Source organism: Halobacillus sp. H74, assembly GCF_052246715.1.
Classification (GTDB): domain Bacteria; phylum Bacillota; class Bacilli; order Bacillales; family Halobacillaceae; genus Halobacillus; species Halobacillus litoralis_A.
This window is the reverse complement of the sequence record NZ_JBQQCI010000014.1, coordinates 1-16,186: the sequence shown is the minus strand read 5'-3', so window position 1 is coordinate 16,186 and position 16,186 is coordinate 1. Positions and strand designations below refer to the sequence as shown.

The 16,186-nt window shown below is 35.6% G+C and carries 26 protein-coding genes; 7 read left to right on the top strand and 19 right to left on the bottom strand.

Annotated elements, in window-relative coordinates:
* The first annotated feature begins 2 nt into the window (after nt 1-2).
* The 7 genes from ACTWPX_RS20495 to ACTWPX_RS20465 are packed head-to-tail and all read left to right on the top strand — an operon-like array spanning nt 3 to nt 7,256.
* Nucleotides 3-221: a hypothetical protein gene (locus ACTWPX_RS20495; protein ID WP_443121299.1), complete on the top strand. Its 219-nt coding sequence runs from the start codon at nt 3-5 to the stop codon at nt 219-221.
* Between the two features lie 6 nt (nt 222-227).
* Nucleotides 228-617, top strand: a complete 390-nt coding sequence (locus ACTWPX_RS20490) for a TcpE family conjugal transfer membrane protein (RefSeq protein ID WP_443121298.1) — start codon at nt 228-230, stop codon at nt 615-617.
* Nucleotides 618-3,167: an ATP-binding protein gene (locus ACTWPX_RS20485; RefSeq protein ID WP_443121297.1), complete on the top strand. Its 2,550-nt coding sequence runs from the start codon at nt 618-620 to the stop codon at nt 3,165-3,167.
* The gene (locus tag ACTWPX_RS20480) at nt 3,164-3,610 is read left to right on the top strand and encodes a hypothetical protein (RefSeq protein ID WP_443121296.1); all 447 of its coding nucleotides are present in this window, start codon (nt 3,164-3,166) and stop codon (nt 3,608-3,610) included. Before ACTWPX_RS20485 ends, ACTWPX_RS20480 begins: the two co-directional genes overlap by 4 nt.
* A complete protein-coding gene (locus ACTWPX_RS20475) occupies nt 3,607-5,502 on the top strand; it encodes a CD3337/EF1877 family mobilome membrane protein (RefSeq protein ID WP_443121295.1) in 1,896 nt (631 codons plus the stop codon). The genes ACTWPX_RS20480 and ACTWPX_RS20475 overlap by 4 nt, the downstream gene beginning before the upstream one ends.
* Nucleotides 5,486-6,106 (top strand): hypothetical protein, encoded by a 621-nt coding sequence (locus ACTWPX_RS20470; RefSeq protein ID WP_443121294.1) that lies wholly within the window; start codon nt 5,486-5,488, stop codon nt 6,104-6,106. The genes ACTWPX_RS20475 and ACTWPX_RS20470 overlap by 17 nt, the downstream gene beginning before the upstream one ends.
* Nucleotides 6,096-7,256 (top strand): peptidoglycan DD-metalloendopeptidase family protein, encoded by a 1,161-nt coding sequence (locus ACTWPX_RS20465; protein WP_443121293.1) that lies wholly within the window; start codon nt 6,096-6,098, stop codon nt 7,254-7,256. The genes ACTWPX_RS20470 and ACTWPX_RS20465 overlap by 11 nt, the downstream gene beginning before the upstream one ends.
* A 34-nt stretch (nt 7,257-7,290) precedes the next feature.
* Here ACTWPX_RS20465 and ACTWPX_RS20460 read toward each other — a convergent pair whose 3' ends face one another.
* The 19 genes from ACTWPX_RS20460 to ACTWPX_RS20370 all read right to left on the bottom strand — a co-directional run.
* Nucleotides 7,291-7,425 carry a hypothetical protein gene (locus tag ACTWPX_RS20460; protein WP_443121292.1) on the bottom strand — a complete coding sequence of 45 codons (135 nt, stop codon included), beginning with the start codon at nt 7,423-7,425 and terminating at the stop codon, nt 7,291-7,293.
* Between the two features lie 14 nt (nt 7,426-7,439).
* A complete protein-coding gene (locus ACTWPX_RS20455) occupies nt 7,440-7,913 on the bottom strand; it encodes a metal-dependent hydrolase (protein ID WP_443121291.1) in 474 nt (157 codons plus the stop codon).
* Nucleotides 7,914-7,925: 12 nt separating this feature from the next.
* On the bottom strand, nt 7,926-8,120 hold the full coding sequence (locus ACTWPX_RS20450) for a hypothetical protein (protein WP_443121290.1): 195 nt from the start codon (nt 8,118-8,120) through the stop codon (nt 7,926-7,928).
* A 382-nt stretch (nt 8,121-8,502) separates the two neighbouring features.
* Complete coding sequence (locus tag ACTWPX_RS20445; RefSeq protein WP_443121289.1) at nt 8,503-8,703, bottom strand: hypothetical protein; 201 nt, start codon at nt 8,701-8,703, stop codon at nt 8,503-8,505.
* Between the two features lie 185 nt (nt 8,704-8,888).
* Entirely contained in the window at nt 8,889-9,134 is a 246-nt protein-coding gene (locus tag ACTWPX_RS20440) for a hypothetical protein (protein WP_443121288.1), read from the bottom strand.
* A gap of 218 nt (nt 9,135-9,352) precedes the next feature.
* Nucleotides 9,353-9,535, bottom strand: coding sequence for a hypothetical protein (locus ACTWPX_RS20435; protein ID WP_443121287.1), 183 nt, complete (start codon nt 9,533-9,535; stop codon nt 9,353-9,355).
* Nucleotides 9,536-9,560: 25 nt separating this feature from the next.
* Nucleotides 9,561-9,746 (bottom strand): hypothetical protein, encoded by a 186-nt coding sequence (locus ACTWPX_RS20430; protein WP_443121286.1) that lies wholly within the window; start codon nt 9,744-9,746, stop codon nt 9,561-9,563.
* A gap of 137 nt (nt 9,747-9,883) precedes the next feature.
* Entirely contained in the window at nt 9,884-11,140 is a 1,257-nt protein-coding gene (locus ACTWPX_RS20425) for a DNA cytosine methyltransferase (RefSeq protein ID WP_443121285.1), read from the bottom strand.
* A 43-nt stretch (nt 11,141-11,183) separates the two neighbouring features.
* Nucleotides 11,184-11,396, bottom strand: a complete 213-nt coding sequence (locus ACTWPX_RS20420; RefSeq protein ID WP_443121284.1) for a hypothetical protein — start codon at nt 11,394-11,396, stop codon at nt 11,184-11,186.
* Nucleotides 11,397-11,595: 199 nt separating this feature from the next.
* Nucleotides 11,596-11,985 (bottom strand): anti-repressor SinI family protein, encoded by a 390-nt coding sequence (locus ACTWPX_RS20415; RefSeq protein WP_443121283.1) that lies wholly within the window; start codon nt 11,983-11,985, stop codon nt 11,596-11,598.
* A 1-nt stretch (nt 11,986) separates the two neighbouring features.
* The gene (locus ACTWPX_RS20410; RefSeq protein ID WP_443121282.1) at nt 11,987-12,256 is read right to left on the bottom strand and encodes a hypothetical protein; all 270 of its coding nucleotides are present in this window, start codon (nt 12,254-12,256) and stop codon (nt 11,987-11,989) included.
* Nucleotides 12,257-12,287: 31 nt separating this feature from the next.
* Nucleotides 12,288-12,491: a hypothetical protein gene (locus ACTWPX_RS20405; RefSeq protein ID WP_443121281.1), complete on the bottom strand. Its 204-nt coding sequence runs from the start codon at nt 12,489-12,491 to the stop codon at nt 12,288-12,290.
* A 185-nt stretch (nt 12,492-12,676) separates the two neighbouring features.
* Nucleotides 12,677-12,976, bottom strand: a complete 300-nt coding sequence (locus ACTWPX_RS20400) for a hypothetical protein (RefSeq protein ID WP_443121280.1) — start codon at nt 12,974-12,976, stop codon at nt 12,677-12,679.
* A gap of 135 nt (nt 12,977-13,111) precedes the next feature.
* The gene (locus ACTWPX_RS20395; RefSeq protein ID WP_443121279.1) at nt 13,112-13,297 is read right to left on the bottom strand and encodes a hypothetical protein; all 186 of its coding nucleotides are present in this window, start codon (nt 13,295-13,297) and stop codon (nt 13,112-13,114) included.
* Between the two features lie 15 nt (nt 13,298-13,312).
* A complete protein-coding gene (locus tag ACTWPX_RS20390; RefSeq protein WP_443121278.1) occupies nt 13,313-13,666 on the bottom strand; it encodes a hypothetical protein in 354 nt (117 codons plus the stop codon).
* 163 nt (nt 13,667-13,829) lie between these two features.
* Nucleotides 13,830-14,378, bottom strand: coding sequence for a DUF4352 domain-containing protein (locus ACTWPX_RS20385; protein ID WP_443121277.1), 549 nt, complete (start codon nt 14,376-14,378; stop codon nt 13,830-13,832).
* A 157-nt stretch (nt 14,379-14,535) separates the two neighbouring features.
* Entirely contained in the window at nt 14,536-15,135 is a 600-nt protein-coding gene (locus ACTWPX_RS20380; protein ID WP_443121276.1) for a recombinase family protein, read from the bottom strand.
* A gap of 229 nt (nt 15,136-15,364) precedes the next feature.
* Nucleotides 15,365-15,730 (bottom strand): hypothetical protein, encoded by a 366-nt coding sequence (locus ACTWPX_RS20375; protein ID WP_443121275.1) that lies wholly within the window; start codon nt 15,728-15,730, stop codon nt 15,365-15,367.
* A gap of 63 nt (nt 15,731-15,793) precedes the next feature.
* Nucleotides 15,794-16,186, bottom strand: a 393-nt coding sequence (locus tag ACTWPX_RS20370; RefSeq protein WP_443121274.1) for a hypothetical protein, incomplete at its 5' end; no start/stop codon positions are given.

Sequence of the window (16,186 nt, the reverse complement as noted above, 5' to 3'; positions counted from 1 at the left end):
TTATGGAATTTGGATCAAATTTATTCGAGTGGGCTCAAAGTCAGGCGATTCCTATCTTCTTGCTTATTTATATAGTATTAACCATTTCTTGCATTGCTAAACGCTCTCTGTTCGGTTGGATTAGTGTTACAGTAATGTTCATGCTTGCTAGTGTCGCGGTCTTCAACCCTGAAACAATCAGCGATTTAGGTCAAAATATCTTCCAAAGATTGTTCGGGTAAGATCTTATGGAAATTAAAAGAGCAAAATGCTACACAAAACTATGGAAATATGACAGGATGCTTTACTCCATCGGGGACATTAAATTAATTGTCCCCGTTTCCATTAAAACCTTAATCATTTTTTTAAGCACAATTATATCAGTATGGATTTTAGCGAATTGGTTCTCAGTATTGAATACCTATTCGCTTTTTTCATACGGTGCTTTACCGGTCTTGATGAGTTGGGCTCTCCAAAAACCAAATCCTGAAGGGAAAACACTGCATAGATTCCTAATTAGATATATGCTATTTGTATTTGCAAGAGGTCAATATAACCGCTTCCAGCCAATTGAAAAGAGAACAAAATATAACTACTCAAGCACTGTATCCTATAGAAAAAAAGGAGTCGATCATTAAATGTTAGATTTCAAAAAAACTCAATCATTTTTTAAATCAATCTCTAAAATGGAATTCCCAATTAAATATTATGAAGAAAATAAAATCTTTGCCCATGATGGATCATCATGGGCTTATTTTGAAATTGATGGCTATGAATACGATTATTTATCCATAGAAGATAAGCTTCGACTTTCAAGAGATTTTGAAGCTTTCTTTGCTGCTACTGGATACGATACTCATCTTCTTATAGTCCCTCAATATCATTCAATCCAAGAAACTCATGATCAATATAAAAAGAAAATCTCAGGCGACTTAAAAGAAGCTGCCTACAATCATCTAGATGAAGCCGTACCCGTTATAGAAAGTAATATCGGCGCTGAAGCCACCGATGACCATTATTATGTTGGTGTGAAATTACCTGCTTCAGATTACGATGGGTCCGATATCAAAGGATTAATTGAACAATTTAAAGAAATGAAAAATAAGCTTTTTACCCTCATGAATTTAGAAAATCCTGATATCACAAAAGAAGAATACGAAAGAGCTTATCGAAAATCACGCTCTGTTGAATCTTCCCTTAGACAAAACTTGAAATCATATTCAGGTATCCGCCCCATCAATGAAAGGGATTGCCAATGGCTAATTAAAAGAAACTTCTTCAGATCCATTGCAAAAACCCCTATCATTGACGATTTTAGACCAACTTCTCAAACAACTGAAAAAGGAAAACGTGTATTTGCTCCTGAACTATTGAGACTCTCAGAAGGAACCATTGATAATCAACAAATTGGTCACTTAGGCATTACTCAAATGGTTGATGGTGAACCGAAAACAGGATACACCACCTTCCTTACTGTTTCTTATATACCTGAAGAAATAGGAGTGATCGGTGATGAATGGATTTATATCAATCAAATATTTGATTTCCCAGTAGAAACTTCCATACGTACTCGCACCATTAACCATGAAAGTATGAAAGGGAAAATCTTAAATAAAAAGAAAGCTCTCGATTCAGAAAGAGAACATGCTGAAGGTGCAGGAAGTGAAGCTCCAGTTGATATCCAAGAAAACGATGAATTAGTAAGAGATCTTGAACAAAGAACAAAAACAACCAGAATGCCTACCCTTGAAATGACCGTTGTATTATGTGTATCTGCTGAATCACCTGAAGAATTACAAAACCGAGTAAAATCTATCAAAGATGAATATGCCGACCTTAACTTTGAGGTTGAACAACCAGGCTCAGATCAATGGATCTTATTCAATGAATTTCTTCCTGGCTCAGATCAATATATCGATGATTACTTGCAAATCGTTGAACCTGCACAATTAGCTGCAGGAATGTTCGGAGCTACAAAAAACATTGGAGATGGAGAAGGATTCTATTATGGAATGGAGCTCACTCAAAAAAATCCAGTCTTCATTGACCCATCATTAGCAGCCAAAAACGTAGTGTCCGGATCTAAAACAAGAACTCTCAACGCTTCCTTCATAGGACCTCCAGGAGGAGGAAAATCATTCGCTGCTAACTTAATGATCTATCTAGCTGTTTTATCTGGTGGGAAAGCATTAATCATTGATCCAAAAGGTGAACGCTCCAATTGGCCTGAAGACTTAGTTTACATGAAAGACCACGTTAACGTTTTAACCTTAACTGCTAATGAAGAGAATCGAGGAAGATTGGATCCTTTTGAAATCTGTGAAGATATCGATGAAGCTCAAGCATTGGCTGTTGGCATCCTATCCTTCCTTACACAAAGATCATTTGAAGATTACGAATTCACGATCATTAATGAAGGTGTAGAACGTGTGGCAAAGTCCTCAACTCCTTGCATGATGAACGTTGTAGAAGAGCTTTTAAATCATGAAGAAGAAGAAGGACAAAAAGTAGGAAAGCAACTCAAAGCCTTCACAAAACTATCCTTTGCTAAATTGCTTTTCGGTAACGGAAAAACACACCAATCCATTAACACTAAATACGCCATCAACATCTTGCAGATCCAGAACATGAAAATGCCACCAAAATCAAAGAGCATCAAAAACTATGACTTTCAAGAAAGACTCTCCATGGCCATGATGTTTCCTATCGGTGAATTCGCTTATAACTTTATGAAAATATCCAATAAGATTTTCAAAATTGTATTCTTTGATGAATCTTGGTTCATGGAGAAAACAGACATTGGAACAGATATCATTGACCGCTTGCACCGAGAAGGACGTTACCATAACGCAGGTGTTTATCGCGCTACTCAAGCTGTTAAAGATGTTGATGATGAACGAAAAGCCATGATTGGAATGAAATTCGTCTTTCAAAATAACAACGTTGAAGAATGCCAAAATGCTCTCAAGTTTTTAGGATTAGATCAATCTGATGAACACAATATTAAAACCATTCAAGACTTAGATTTAGGGCAATGTTTATTCCAAGATATCCGAGGACGAACCGCCCAAATTCAAATCCAGCATCTTTTCAAAGACTTAGAGAAAGCTTTCGACACTAGACCCCCTTCTCAAGACTTAACCGAAGAAACACAAGATGAAGAAAAACAGGAGTTGGTACATGTATGAAAAACTTATTAAAAGCCTTTATAATCCTTAGCTTCTCCCTCACCATTGCTGCTTGTAATGGTGGGAAAGCTTCTCCTTTAGATTCAAGACATATCGCTTTGGAGTGGGCAGAAGCCGAATTGCAATGGGACGGAGAACAACGAATGAAACTTTTAACCAGTGAAGCAAAAGAAAAATATCGAGATTCCACACATGTAAAAGGGGAAGCATTAAACCCTGATCTCACTATTGAGAATTATGAAATGACTGAATGGAAAATCAATGACTCCACCTATATTTACAAAATCCGCTATCCTGATCAAAAAGAGATTGATACAACTTGGACAAAAATCCTGAAAACCGATGAAGGTTGGAGGGTTTCAGATATAGCTTATTACTACTATGAAGCCAAACCGCTCATTAAAAATATTAAACCTACTACTATTAAGGAGATGGAAAGATGAAAAAAATAATGATCCTGCTAATATTACTTCTTTCATTTACTTTCCTTTCTTCTCCTGTTCAAGCTGCTGAAATTAGAGATAGCTTGGTTCCAGAAGAAGATGATAAAAAAATAGGATCCGTAGAGCTTCAATACGCAAAATACCCTGTTAGCCACTACTCCATGGATACGAAGATTCCAGAAAACGAATGGGGAGATATCCTCCCCACTGGATGGGATAATGCAGCTTCTAAATCTCTATGGCAAATGATGGCCACAGTAAACTCAATCATTTGGCAATTCATAACGCTAATTGGATCATGGACCGGAAAACTTGTTGAATATGCCTTCACATTAGATTTTATAGATAGCATGATAAATGAGATCGACAGAGCCATTTCAAACATTGCCGGGGTTGGAGCCGGGGGTTTCACTTCAGATGGATTATTCCCGATGTTTGCCCTCACCTTCTTCGTTATTTTAGGAGTGTATATGGTATGGATCGGTCTTATAAAGAAAGCCCATTCTCAAGCTATCGGTGTAATGATTCAAACCATCGTATTACTCACTCTCTGCTTTGCTTATGTCATAAATGCAGGGCCTTTCTTAAAATACATTAACGATTCTACAACTGATGTTTCTCAAAGCATGCTTGCATGGACTTCTTCAATCACTGATTCTGACGGAACTTATTCAAAAGAAGAAGGCTATGCAAATATGAGAAATTCAATCTTTAACACCATGATTTATCAACCTTGGCTTATTGCTGAATTCGGTACAACAGATGAAGATAAAATTGAAAGCGAATATAAACGATCTGGATCTCGAATCAATGACTTATTAAAAACAGAAGATTACTCCAAAGAACGATTAAAACAAATCGATTATGAAGTAGAAGAGCAAGGAAATTCAAACATGGAACCACAAGCGCTCACCGATCGATTCGTTCTTTTGGGCTTTACATCAATAGGAATTTTGATGATGGCTTTAATCCTCATACTCATAAGTGGATCCATTATCTTCTTCTCCTTCATGGCGATTATCTTTGCTTTACTCGGACCAATAGCTTTGTTAATTTCATTGCTTCCTACTTATTCAGGAAATGCGATCACTTGGCTTTCAAAACTGCTCCATCCTTTCTTAATGAAAATTGCCTTTTGCTTCCTGATATCTGTTCTTTTCGCAATTCAAACAATGATTAATAGTTCCATAGATCCTGACCATGGCTTCTTTACAATGATGCTCGTATATCTTTGTTTAACTATCGGCCTTTGGGTATATCGTGATCAATTCTTATCCCTGATTGTTAAACCAACAAAAAGATCAGGACTTTCCACTGGCTCCTATACAAGAACCGCAGATTATAAGAACACATACCAAAAAGGAAAAGGTTATATCAACCGATTCACAAAACCACTTTCTAAGCCAGCTACACCACAACATCAAAGAGCATCACACAAAATCAAATATAACCCTGGCGTTGGAGCTTCCGAAAGAAATTGGAGAGCTTACACCATGAGCAATTCTAAATATCAAGGCTCTAAAGGTGTGAAAAGCGCACCGAATCCGGTTGAAAGCAATAAAACAACTGATCGGACTTCTTCTGATCAATCAACCGCTTCAAAAACTAAAAAACAAAACAAAACAACTAATAATCAAACAGCTAGAATTGATAACACTTCTTATAGCAATAAACATCAACCGCCTGAAATTTCAAAAGAAGATCTCAACAGCTTAGACAGAACTACGAATAAAGGTGGATGGGGATATCGATCTACTGAACAAAAAGAAGCTTCGACAACCAGAAAGAAAAGTGCAGGAGATTTCAGAATGGTTAAATCGCAGGATGAAAAAGCAAATCAGAATAACGTAGTTGATCGAACAGGAGGAATGACCAATGACAACAAACAATAAAAAGAAGAACATCTTACTTTTCTTCTTTCTTTTAATCCCTACTATGATTTTAATTACTGGTGTATATTTTCTGACTGGATATTTGAGAGCTGATGAACCAAAAGAAACAGAAGCTGAAACTAACGAACAAGAAATTCACACAGAAGCTCCACAAGAGGAAGATACTACTCAGGGGGATGATTCCCCCTCTGCTTCCCTTAATGAGTCAGAAGGAGAGCCTATTGGCATTACAGAAGAAGATAAAGAACAAACAAAAGAACTTGCAAAAGGATTTTCCAAAAGTTTTTACAACTATAACGCTAATGATATCCGCTCTTACTTAGAAGCATCAAAGAAATATATGACAGAAGAATTTTATGAATTTGAAAAAGAAAACCCCCGACGCAACACTCTTTCCAAAACCATTACACGGGCTCAGGATATTGAAATCTACCCTGTCGAAGGCCGTGACTCAAATGATGAAATTGCTTGGAATGCTCTCATAACTGGAAAAGCTACCTCAGTCGATAGCGTTGAAACCTTAGTAGAAAGCTCTTTATGGATTGTCTTTACAAAAGTAGATTCAGAATGGAAGGTGAAAGGAGCTAAATTCGATGGCTGGTGAACCATTAAGACAATATGAGGAAGAACAGGAACTTCCATCAAAGAAAAAAATAATCATTAAGAAAGCCACATCCCTAGTATTTAAAAAGATCCTCCTCTCCCTTCTTCCTGTAGGGTATATAATATTAATAATAATCTTAATACTAACGTTATTTTTCGCCGGTCTTTTCTTTCTTAACTCTCAACCTGAAGAATCTAAATTTGGAGAATGGGAAGTTGGGGGAATAACCGAATTCGGAAAGAATGAAATACCTGCTGAATACATTCCCATTTATAAAGCTGCAGGAGAAAAATACAATGTACCTTGGAACCTCTTAGCCGCTCATCATAGAGTTGAAACAGTATTTAGTACGATCGAAAATATGACCTCCCCTGTCGGAGCAATAGGACATATGCAATTTATGCCCCTCACATGGATTGGATGGGGATATGGTGGGGATAGATTAGGCAATGCAAACATTCCAGAATCCATCATCACTAGCCCAGCAAAAATTGAACAGTACGGTGGATATGGTCAAGATGCGAATGGAGATGGGAAAGCAGATCCCTATGATATCGAAGATGCGATTTATACAGCCGCTCATTATCTTTATGAAAATGGCATCAATGAAGGGAACATAAGAAAAGCCGTCTTTGCTTACAATCACGCTGATTGGTATGTAGAAGAAGTCTTAGGATTTGCAGATGCATATGTATCAGGATATAAAGCCATAGACACACAAACTCCCGGAGAAATAAAAGACGGTATCGCATGGCCGGCTCCTGGAATCAAAGGAATTTCTTCAGATTATGGCATGAGGACTCATCCAGTAACAGGAATTGTTTCCTTTCATAATGGTGTAGACTTTAACCTTCCAGGCTCAGCTGATCTTGGAAATCCAATTGCAGCTTTCAGAGAAGGAACTGTAATCTATGCAGGGTTTAACGGAACCTATGGGAACTGTGTGATCATTGATCATGGAGATGGAATGACTAGCCTATACGCCCACTTAAACAAGATTAAAACAAGCGTAGGAACAAAAGTAGAACCAGGTCAAAGAATTGGAGACTTAGGAACAACAGGAAGATCCACAGGACCACATTTGCATTTCGTAATAAAGATCAATGGTGAACCTGTAAATCCCATTCAATACCTTAAACATTTTCTATAAAAAAAGAGCAGCCATTTATAAGCTGCTCTTTTTCTTATTCCTTTATTATCTCTATATATTTATCTCCATTCTCCTGAAGATGCTCACACAGTTCATCAACTGTATGTAATCCTTCCTCTTCAGCTAAATTATAAATCATTGTCATTAGTTCAAAATAACTTAATTTCATCATTCATCCTCCTTCTATAAAAACATCCCATAGCCATAATAAGCTACCAAAAAACACAACCCGATCAATACCCCTTTTTCAATAAATCCTCCAGTACTAATTCCTGGTGGGATCCTAAAATTAAAATCAAACGGATAAAACAACTTAACTCCATCTTTAGTAACTGAATCTAAAACAATATGACTTACTAATCCAATCATTATACCAATCTCTAATGCTTGTGACAGGTTCAAAAACTGAAACGCCACTCCTACTATAACCAAGAACAAAAGACTGTGTGTGACCGTCCTATGACCGAATATAGAGGATATTGGCTTTGAAAGGAACGGTAACACCCTTCCTAACTTCCCTTGTGGGTGATCTATATCTGGTATCAACGACCCCACCATACAACCTACCAGAAAAGGGGTTGTATCCCCTGTTCCAACAAGCACAGAATAACCTACACCAGCTGCTAATCCACCAACAATATGTGTTTTACCTTCCATTTATTAACCACCTTAATCAATCCATATTTTTAAGAATACAAGAAAAATAAATAACCCTAAACAAAAGACCCCCACCAATATTGCAAATCTTAACCATTCTTCTGAAGTAAAACTAAGGTCAAACCCAATAAATTGAACGAAAAAATTAACACTTAAAACAACAACGAAAACAAGTAACACCGTTAAAAAAATCCCTCTCCATTTCACTCATAACCCCCCTTAATATTAGTGTATATATCCATATTATCACTAATATGAATATTAATGTACACAATTTGTAAACATTAATGTACACATTAAGTGTACATTAACCATAACAAGAATATTAACTTAACATTTACATTAATATTTTCGTTAATATCAATACTCAGAAATCCAACTATCCTGCCAAATTTTCCACAATTCATTGTACTTAGCTTGTGGATGTTCTGGATCACTAACCCTCTCACATTTCCCGCAATACCTTAGCAATCGTCTGGACTTAATAGCAAGATTAAACTTACCGTGGTTACAATAAGGGCATCGGGAAGACTTGTTTTTTTGATCACTCATATTATTTACCTCCTTAATATTAATGAATATATTAATGTTAAAACAAGCTCAATTGCTCCGTGTGGGATGAGTCAACTTCTTCTAATACCTGAAATCTTTTCGATTGAAAACATCCCATATGTGAGCTCTCATTATCAAATCTTGATACATAATAAGAAGCTCCAGCCGGGAAAACAAAATATTCCCGGCCTTCTTCTAAAACCATAGAACCTGATGCGTTAATACATTTAGCCTTCATTTCCTCTCCCCCAAAACAATAATATTAATATCATTATTTACTTAACATTAATTGCCGTGTAGATTTATGATCTTGCTTATAACAACATGCCACACAGATAAAATCGGGACCGACTTTCATCAATTTACCTTTACGTTTACAAGAAGGACAACGAACCTTTTTCAGATCCATCATCACCGCTCCCTTCAAATATTTATGAAAACCTCTTGGCTGTCCTTCCTCTGAATGAATTTGTAGCATCTTTCCGCAGAATCAAAACCTACATGTTCCTCTTCATTGGAAACTTCATAAATACCTAAATGATTGAGAAAAACCTTATATTTCCCTAAATTTACGCTATCCTCTTTCTCTAGGTTTGCTACTTTCTGATAAATCGGATCATCACCAGATCCAAAATAATTATAAATGTTTATTTGGTCTTTATTGTTCATAACTTTCACTCCTTAACCACAGAATGATTTATATAAGATGATGTAAGTACAGATAAATAACAGAAGATATGTCTTATCTAAAAGATCCAGGCGCCGCCACTTCCATTTAGCCGTTTCTAATATCATGGTTAACACTAATATACCCCCTAATATTAATGTTATTAAAAGGGAAGCTATTAACTTCCCTATGTATATAAACATTAATGTTAATGTGTTTATTAACTTACATACCCTTTAGTTTCAAGCTGACCTAAATAATTTTGAATGTCTTTCTTATTCCAACCCATAAACTGTTTAGTAAGCATTTTTTCTTTTCCATCATGATTATATTCTGGTGAATTATCTTTCCAGCTCTTGATTACCGCAGGAACTAATTTTTGAACAAGATCTTTTTTCTTCATGTTAATTTCCCCTTTATTTAATATTTCAAAAAACTAAAGCCTTCGCTTTATCCATAACCCACATTGCAAATTCAGGCGAAAAATCCTCTTTAATCTGATCAAGGACTTTCTTTGTTTCCTTACTTCCATAATTAATATCACTTGCCATAACATCAGCTACACGGTTTATATGTTCTACAGTTACTCGATCTACTTGAAAATTATAAGTCATTTCACATTTCCCCTTTCCTTATCTTGTAACTTAATTATAATCTGATTTTATCCAAAAGTCCACACTTCGAGAACTTTTAATTTAAAAAATTCTCCTTACGAATAAAAAATTCCCCTAATCATTTTAGGGGAATTCCATCATACAGAAATAGCTTCTTTATAAACATAAGGCTTCACACACATTTCAGGAAGATTAGCTCGAACCAGGGCTTCAGCAAATGGAGGTGGAACAGAATTCCCTACCCTCGCTACTTGCTCACTCTTCGGATATTTCTTTCCAGTATAATCACGATTTATAATATACCTCTCAGGAAATCCCTGAGCTTTAAATAACTCATATGGTTGAAGCATCCTCATTCCTATATCAGTAATTTCATAATCCTTACCATGAACCGTAACTAAGCCAAAACGATCTTTTGTTGTTATAGTATGCAATGGATCATTTAAGCTTTGCCCTATGTCTGAACCATAATATTTAGTTAAAAATGCAGAAACTAAACCGAATCTGTTTGCTGTAGGTATCGTTGGTAAAGGTTCATCTAATGAACTTCCTCTTGTTTCTTTACCTTGATGAGTATAATAATGCTGAAGAAAATACGCTTTATTATTTACCACATAAGGATTATCCGCTTCCACAATAAACTTTTTTATTCCTCTTTTAATCCTTAACATCGTATTTTTACTTAATGGCTTTTTCCTTCCATAAATACTCTTTGGAGGTAAAGACCAATCAATAACTTCACTCGCTGCTTTATACGGCTTTTTAAGTCCCATCTGAACATTTAATTCTTCTGATGGTCCATGTGTAGGCTCTGGCCATTCAATCAACTTCCCATCACATCGAGCAATTAAAAACAAACGCTTCCTTGTTGTTGGAGCTCCATAATCACATGCCCTTAATTCTTTTGTATCCACTTCATATCCTAGAGCTTCCAAAGACTTCACAAATGATTTGAATGTTAATCCTCTTTTATCTGGATCAGGACGATCCCCTTTCAATGGCCCCCAGGTTCTAAACTCTTCTACATTTTCCAATATAATCACTCTCGGACGAACCTTAATAGCCCAATTAACCGCAATCCATGCTAATCCTCTCACTGTTTTATCTACCGGTTTTCCACCTTTAGCTTTACTAAAATGCTTACAATCTGGAGAAAGCCAACACAAGCCAACCTTCCGACCTTGTGCAACGTCTTCTGGATCCACATCCCAAATCGATTCACAAAAATGCTCTGTATCTGGATGATTAGCTTTATGCATTGCAATAGCCGAAGGATCATGATTAATAGCAACATCAACCGATAATCCTGTCGCTAATTCAATTCCTGTTGAAGCTCCACCCCCACCTGCAAAATTATCAACTATTATTTCTCTGAATAAGTTAATTTGCTTCATTTATATACCCCCAAAGAAAGGAGGGAAAGCCCCTCCTGTTTTATTAATTCCATGCTTTTATAACCTGTCTTCTGATAACTGGTTCCGTGATCCGCTTCCACATATCCATATCTCTGTTATCAATAGCTTCAAATAACTTTTCCTTTTCATATTGAGACATATCTTTCATTAATCCCTTCACAACTTCTAACATTTCCTTATGTTGCTCCTGCTTTCTTTTAGTTGCCAAACGAACATTCAAATCAATCACTGACATTTCAAGACCCCCATATTATTATGTGTGTAATATCAACATCAACAATAATGTTCACATCAATATTAATGTATTTATTTACATTCATTATACCGTGTTCCTCGAAAAAGTCCACATAACGAGAACATTTTTATTAAAGTTATGCATTTAGTCATAAAAAAAGAAGGGTTCCCCCTTCTTAATGTTAATGTAAATATTATTGTTAACCCTTTATAAATTCCCTTACTTCATCAATACTAAGTCCAGCTTCTTTAGCTTCTGTTATTAAATCTTTCCATTCTTTATCTGTTTCAAACAAATCTTCTATCGTTTTGTTACCTTCAAAAATATCCGTTACTACTTCCAATATAAATCTTCTCTCATTTACATTTGTACTAATCACGATCTCTTCATAATCTGTATTAATAATACCATCCACCGCTACATCAGAAGCTTCAAAATCATTTTCAATTTTTTCTGCTTCAGTCATATCTTCAAAATTCTTACCAAATGAAAATTCATCCGCACAAATCCCACTAACTTGGAGAATCATAATCAAATCATCCGTTTCCTCATACACTCTTTTCAATTGATTCTTTAACATATCATTCATCTTAACCTCTCCTTAATTCAATTAAAGCTTTGACTTCTTTATTTACTTGTTCTTCAGTAGCTGCTTCCAATATCACTTTAGAATACTCACGAAATTCTGAAGTACATCCATCACCTTCAATAAGTTTTATTTCTGTCTGATCATCTTCATACCAATGAAGAACAGATACACGCAATCCAGTAAGTTTACTATCTAAATGAAAAGCACGTATTTTTCCCTTTCTACCTAACCAAGTACTTTTCTTCCATTTACTCCAAGTATTTTTCTTCATCATTATCTCTCCTTTAATATTAATATTAACGTTATCCTATTAGTTGGATCTCAAAATTTTCACCTTTTAACCATTCAATAACAGTTTCTAATGGAAGCTCATCCGCCTGACTTTCATCAATAATGGAGGAACCAAATTCTTGAACATATAGATCATAATAAAACTCTCTCAATTCTTCCTCTTCCGCTTCGATCATTGCATTTTCTTGTTCTAAATCAGTTAATAAGTATCTCATTGTTTTTCCCCTCTCTTAACTTTCTAAATTCATTATATCGCGCATCGAGAACATTGTCCGCTATTTGCGAACATTTAATGCTATTTACCCGCAAATAAAAAAAGAGTGGCTAAAGTGCCACTCCTTTAAATCAACCATGATTCACCCCTTCATTAATATTTTCGTTAATATTAATGTAAGTATTATTATAGATATTTTATCTCTACATTTTTAAATTCTGATTCAACAACTCCTGAAACTACCAAAGCACTTTTAATTCCTTGCAAAATATAAGCAGGGCGTTCTGTATAAGTATTAAAAGAATTTTCATTATACTCTTGTGAAATCAATGTTCTTCCACCTGATACCTTTTCTACTGTAATCGGATCATTACCATCAATAATTTTAATTACATCCCATTCACCATAAACCAATTTTTTAAGATCCTTATTTTTGAACACCTTTTCTTCTCCATTAACAATCACTTTACCATTTACTTTAATCATTTTTTGTTTTCCCCTCTCTTAACTTTCTAAATTAATTATATCGCGCATTTTTCATCCTGTCCGCTATTTGAGAACTTTTTCTTTTAAAAGTTTTCGACATAAAAAAAGAAAGGGCAAAGCCCTTCCCTTTCCAATTTAATATGGTTCAATATCATAAGGAGCATTTTCTAAGTTCTTCGGATACCCTTGACTTGCCAATTTATTCAAAGCAATTTCTCTCAAATCTTCCTCTCCCACTTCTTCAGGAACTTCCCTAAAATAAACAGTCACACTAATTTCCTCTTCCGTATTAAACCTCACTAAAACATCTACACAAGTCATAATTTCATCCCCTTCTTAATTCTCATCTTTCACGATCCCAATCATTTCCCCTATTTCATAAGCTAGTCGGTTCCTAATCTGTCTCAACTGGTTCTGATCCAACGTATCATCCCACCGTCTAATAGCTTCCGTCAATAAGTCTTCAGCTGTCACATAAGTATCAAAACATTCAGCCGTAATTCTCGGAATCCGGTTCAAAACAATTCCATCAGTCATTTTTGCTTCTTCATATAATGCTTCCGAATCGTCCCAGGTGTATCCATCCATAAATTCTGATAGTTTCATATCACGTTCATTCACCTTTTCTTCCAGCCAATCACGAGTAACCTCAAACTTACCTCCATGCGTTTCCAACATTACAACTGACATGTAAAACCTCCTTTAACATTCTTGTTAACATTAACATTAACTATTTCCACCATAATAATATCATGTATATCCCTTGTTGTCCTCTTTTCGAGAACTATTTAAAAAATATTTTTCTAATGGAGAACTTGAAGCATAAAAAAAGAAGGGTCAAAGACCCTTCTTCTTACTGTAATTCTGACTTTTCAATTTTCCATTCGATCTCATCACCGCTCCAAGAGAATGTAGGTTCATAGTACAGTTCGTAATACTCAGCTTCTGGAACATCAAAGTACAGTTTCCCTTTTAGCTGCTTACCGTCTCTGATCTCACCGCTTAATTCCAGTTCGTTATATCCAAAGTATCCTTCAGCCATATTACCATCAGGAGTTGCCATAGTGAATTCAGTTGCATCCGCATATATTTCTTCAGAACCATTATTCTTAATCGTTGCATCTAATGTAATAATCTTTCCGTTTTTCGACTCTGTATATTCAGCCGCTTCCGTATATTTAGCAGAATCAATGGTTACCAAGATATCACCTAACTGAACCTCATCACCTACACTGAATACTTTATCTTCAGCAGGTGCTTCTTCTTTTTCACCTTCTGCACTTGCTTCCGTTGACTCGTTATTATCAACTTTTGTGGCCGAATCATCTTCATCACCAAATATAAAGGACAATACAACCAATCCTACAATAACTATAAGACCCCACTTAAATAACTTCTTCATTCTCTGACTACCCCTCTCTAAAATGTATTACTAATCGAGAACATTCTCACTATACAATGTTTCACTTATAAACACAACAGATATTTCCTTTTTTATTGCAGAATCATTACAAATAAAAAAGAAGGGGAATCACCCCTCCTTTTCCGAGTTTCTTCTATTATATAGTCGTTTCCTTTTCTGCTTTCATTTGCTTGGCTCGATGATAAATAGTGGATCTTGGAACGCCTGTTGCTCCTACAATATCATTCACACTCATTCCATTAGTTTTTCTATCTTGATAATAATTCAAAGCCCTCTTTATATTCTTTTCATCCTGGCCAGGTCTTCCCATATGTTTTCCTTGTTTCTTTGCTCGTTCCCGTCCTTCGGTGGTTCGTTCAACAATAAGATCCCTTTCAAATTGAGCAAATGATCCAAGGACATTAAACATTAGAGTCTGCATACTACTTGATGATTCATCAGCCATGAAATCTAAATTATCCTTAACGAATCGAACATTAATTCCATCCGATCTTAGATCTTGAATTATTTTGTTCAAATCAATAATAGATCGTGCTAACCGATCGATCTTAGTGACAATCAAAGTATCACCTTCACGCAAAAACTCAATCGCTTCTTTTAATGCTTTTCTTTGTGCTGTACTTGTTCCGGTTACTTTTTCAACGAATATCCTTTCGCAACCTTCATGGTGTAAAATTTCCCTCTGTGTTTCCAAATCTTGAACAACAGTAGAAACTCTTGCATAACCAATCTTCATTTTTCAGACCCCCATGTCTAAAAGATATTTAACTTTCACACATATAATTATAGACGTACTTTTAAATAGATTACAATATAAAAAAGAAGAAAATTTAGCCACACAAATCATTCGTCTAATACTTAACACTTTTAAACATTGGTCTGGTTGCAAAAAACACTCCTTTTTTGTAATTTGGTTGCATTGACGATACTCGCTTATTTTTCCATAAAAAAAAGAGCCGCTTCAATCAGCAGCTCTCTTTCATACTTTCTTTCTTCTTATTTATAATAAACAGTACGATCAACGTCTGATATTCCAATTCACTCATTTCTCTTTTCATCTTATGGAAATTGGATGTATTATGCAGGTTCAATATACCAAGCAAAGCATAGACAACCATCCATACATACGAACCGTTAATTCCATCTATGACACTCATGGCCAACATGATGAACACACAAGCGTATAAGATAACCAGCCATAAGGATAGTTTCATCAAACGCTTCCGTATATCTTGAAGTGTTTCAACAAACTTTTTTTCTTCCTGCTCTAATTCATTCAAATCAATTTCCATAATCGGTTCCTCCAAACCTATTTTTAAGGAGCTGCCCATTTGGACAACTCCCTCTCTTTTTAGTCTCTATATATGTACTCAATCGTCTCTTACGTCTCTATATTAGTTCCAGTTCGTCCCCGCCAGGGTTTTTGTTGCATTGAAGTTCCTTTGAAAAGAACCTGCGATGTAATAGTTGTTATATTCATCTTGATACCCGAATCCGTGTTCAGTTGCAAATCTTACATTCATTCGACTACCACATTCATGACAGTTAGTATAAACGGATCCTTTCGGAACATAGCGCTTCCCTTTATGTCCGCAATCACTTTCTTCACAAATGTAGAATAGCTGATAACGCTTTTCACCATCATCCGTTTTCTTCACACCATATTCTTTTGGTGGTTTAGTGGTTTTTTTCAAATTCTTTATCTTTTCAAATTCGGATGTAGGGTGGTGAAGTCCACTTTTCGTGGTTGCCAATGCTTGATAGCCTGCTTGATACTCTTTTTCTTT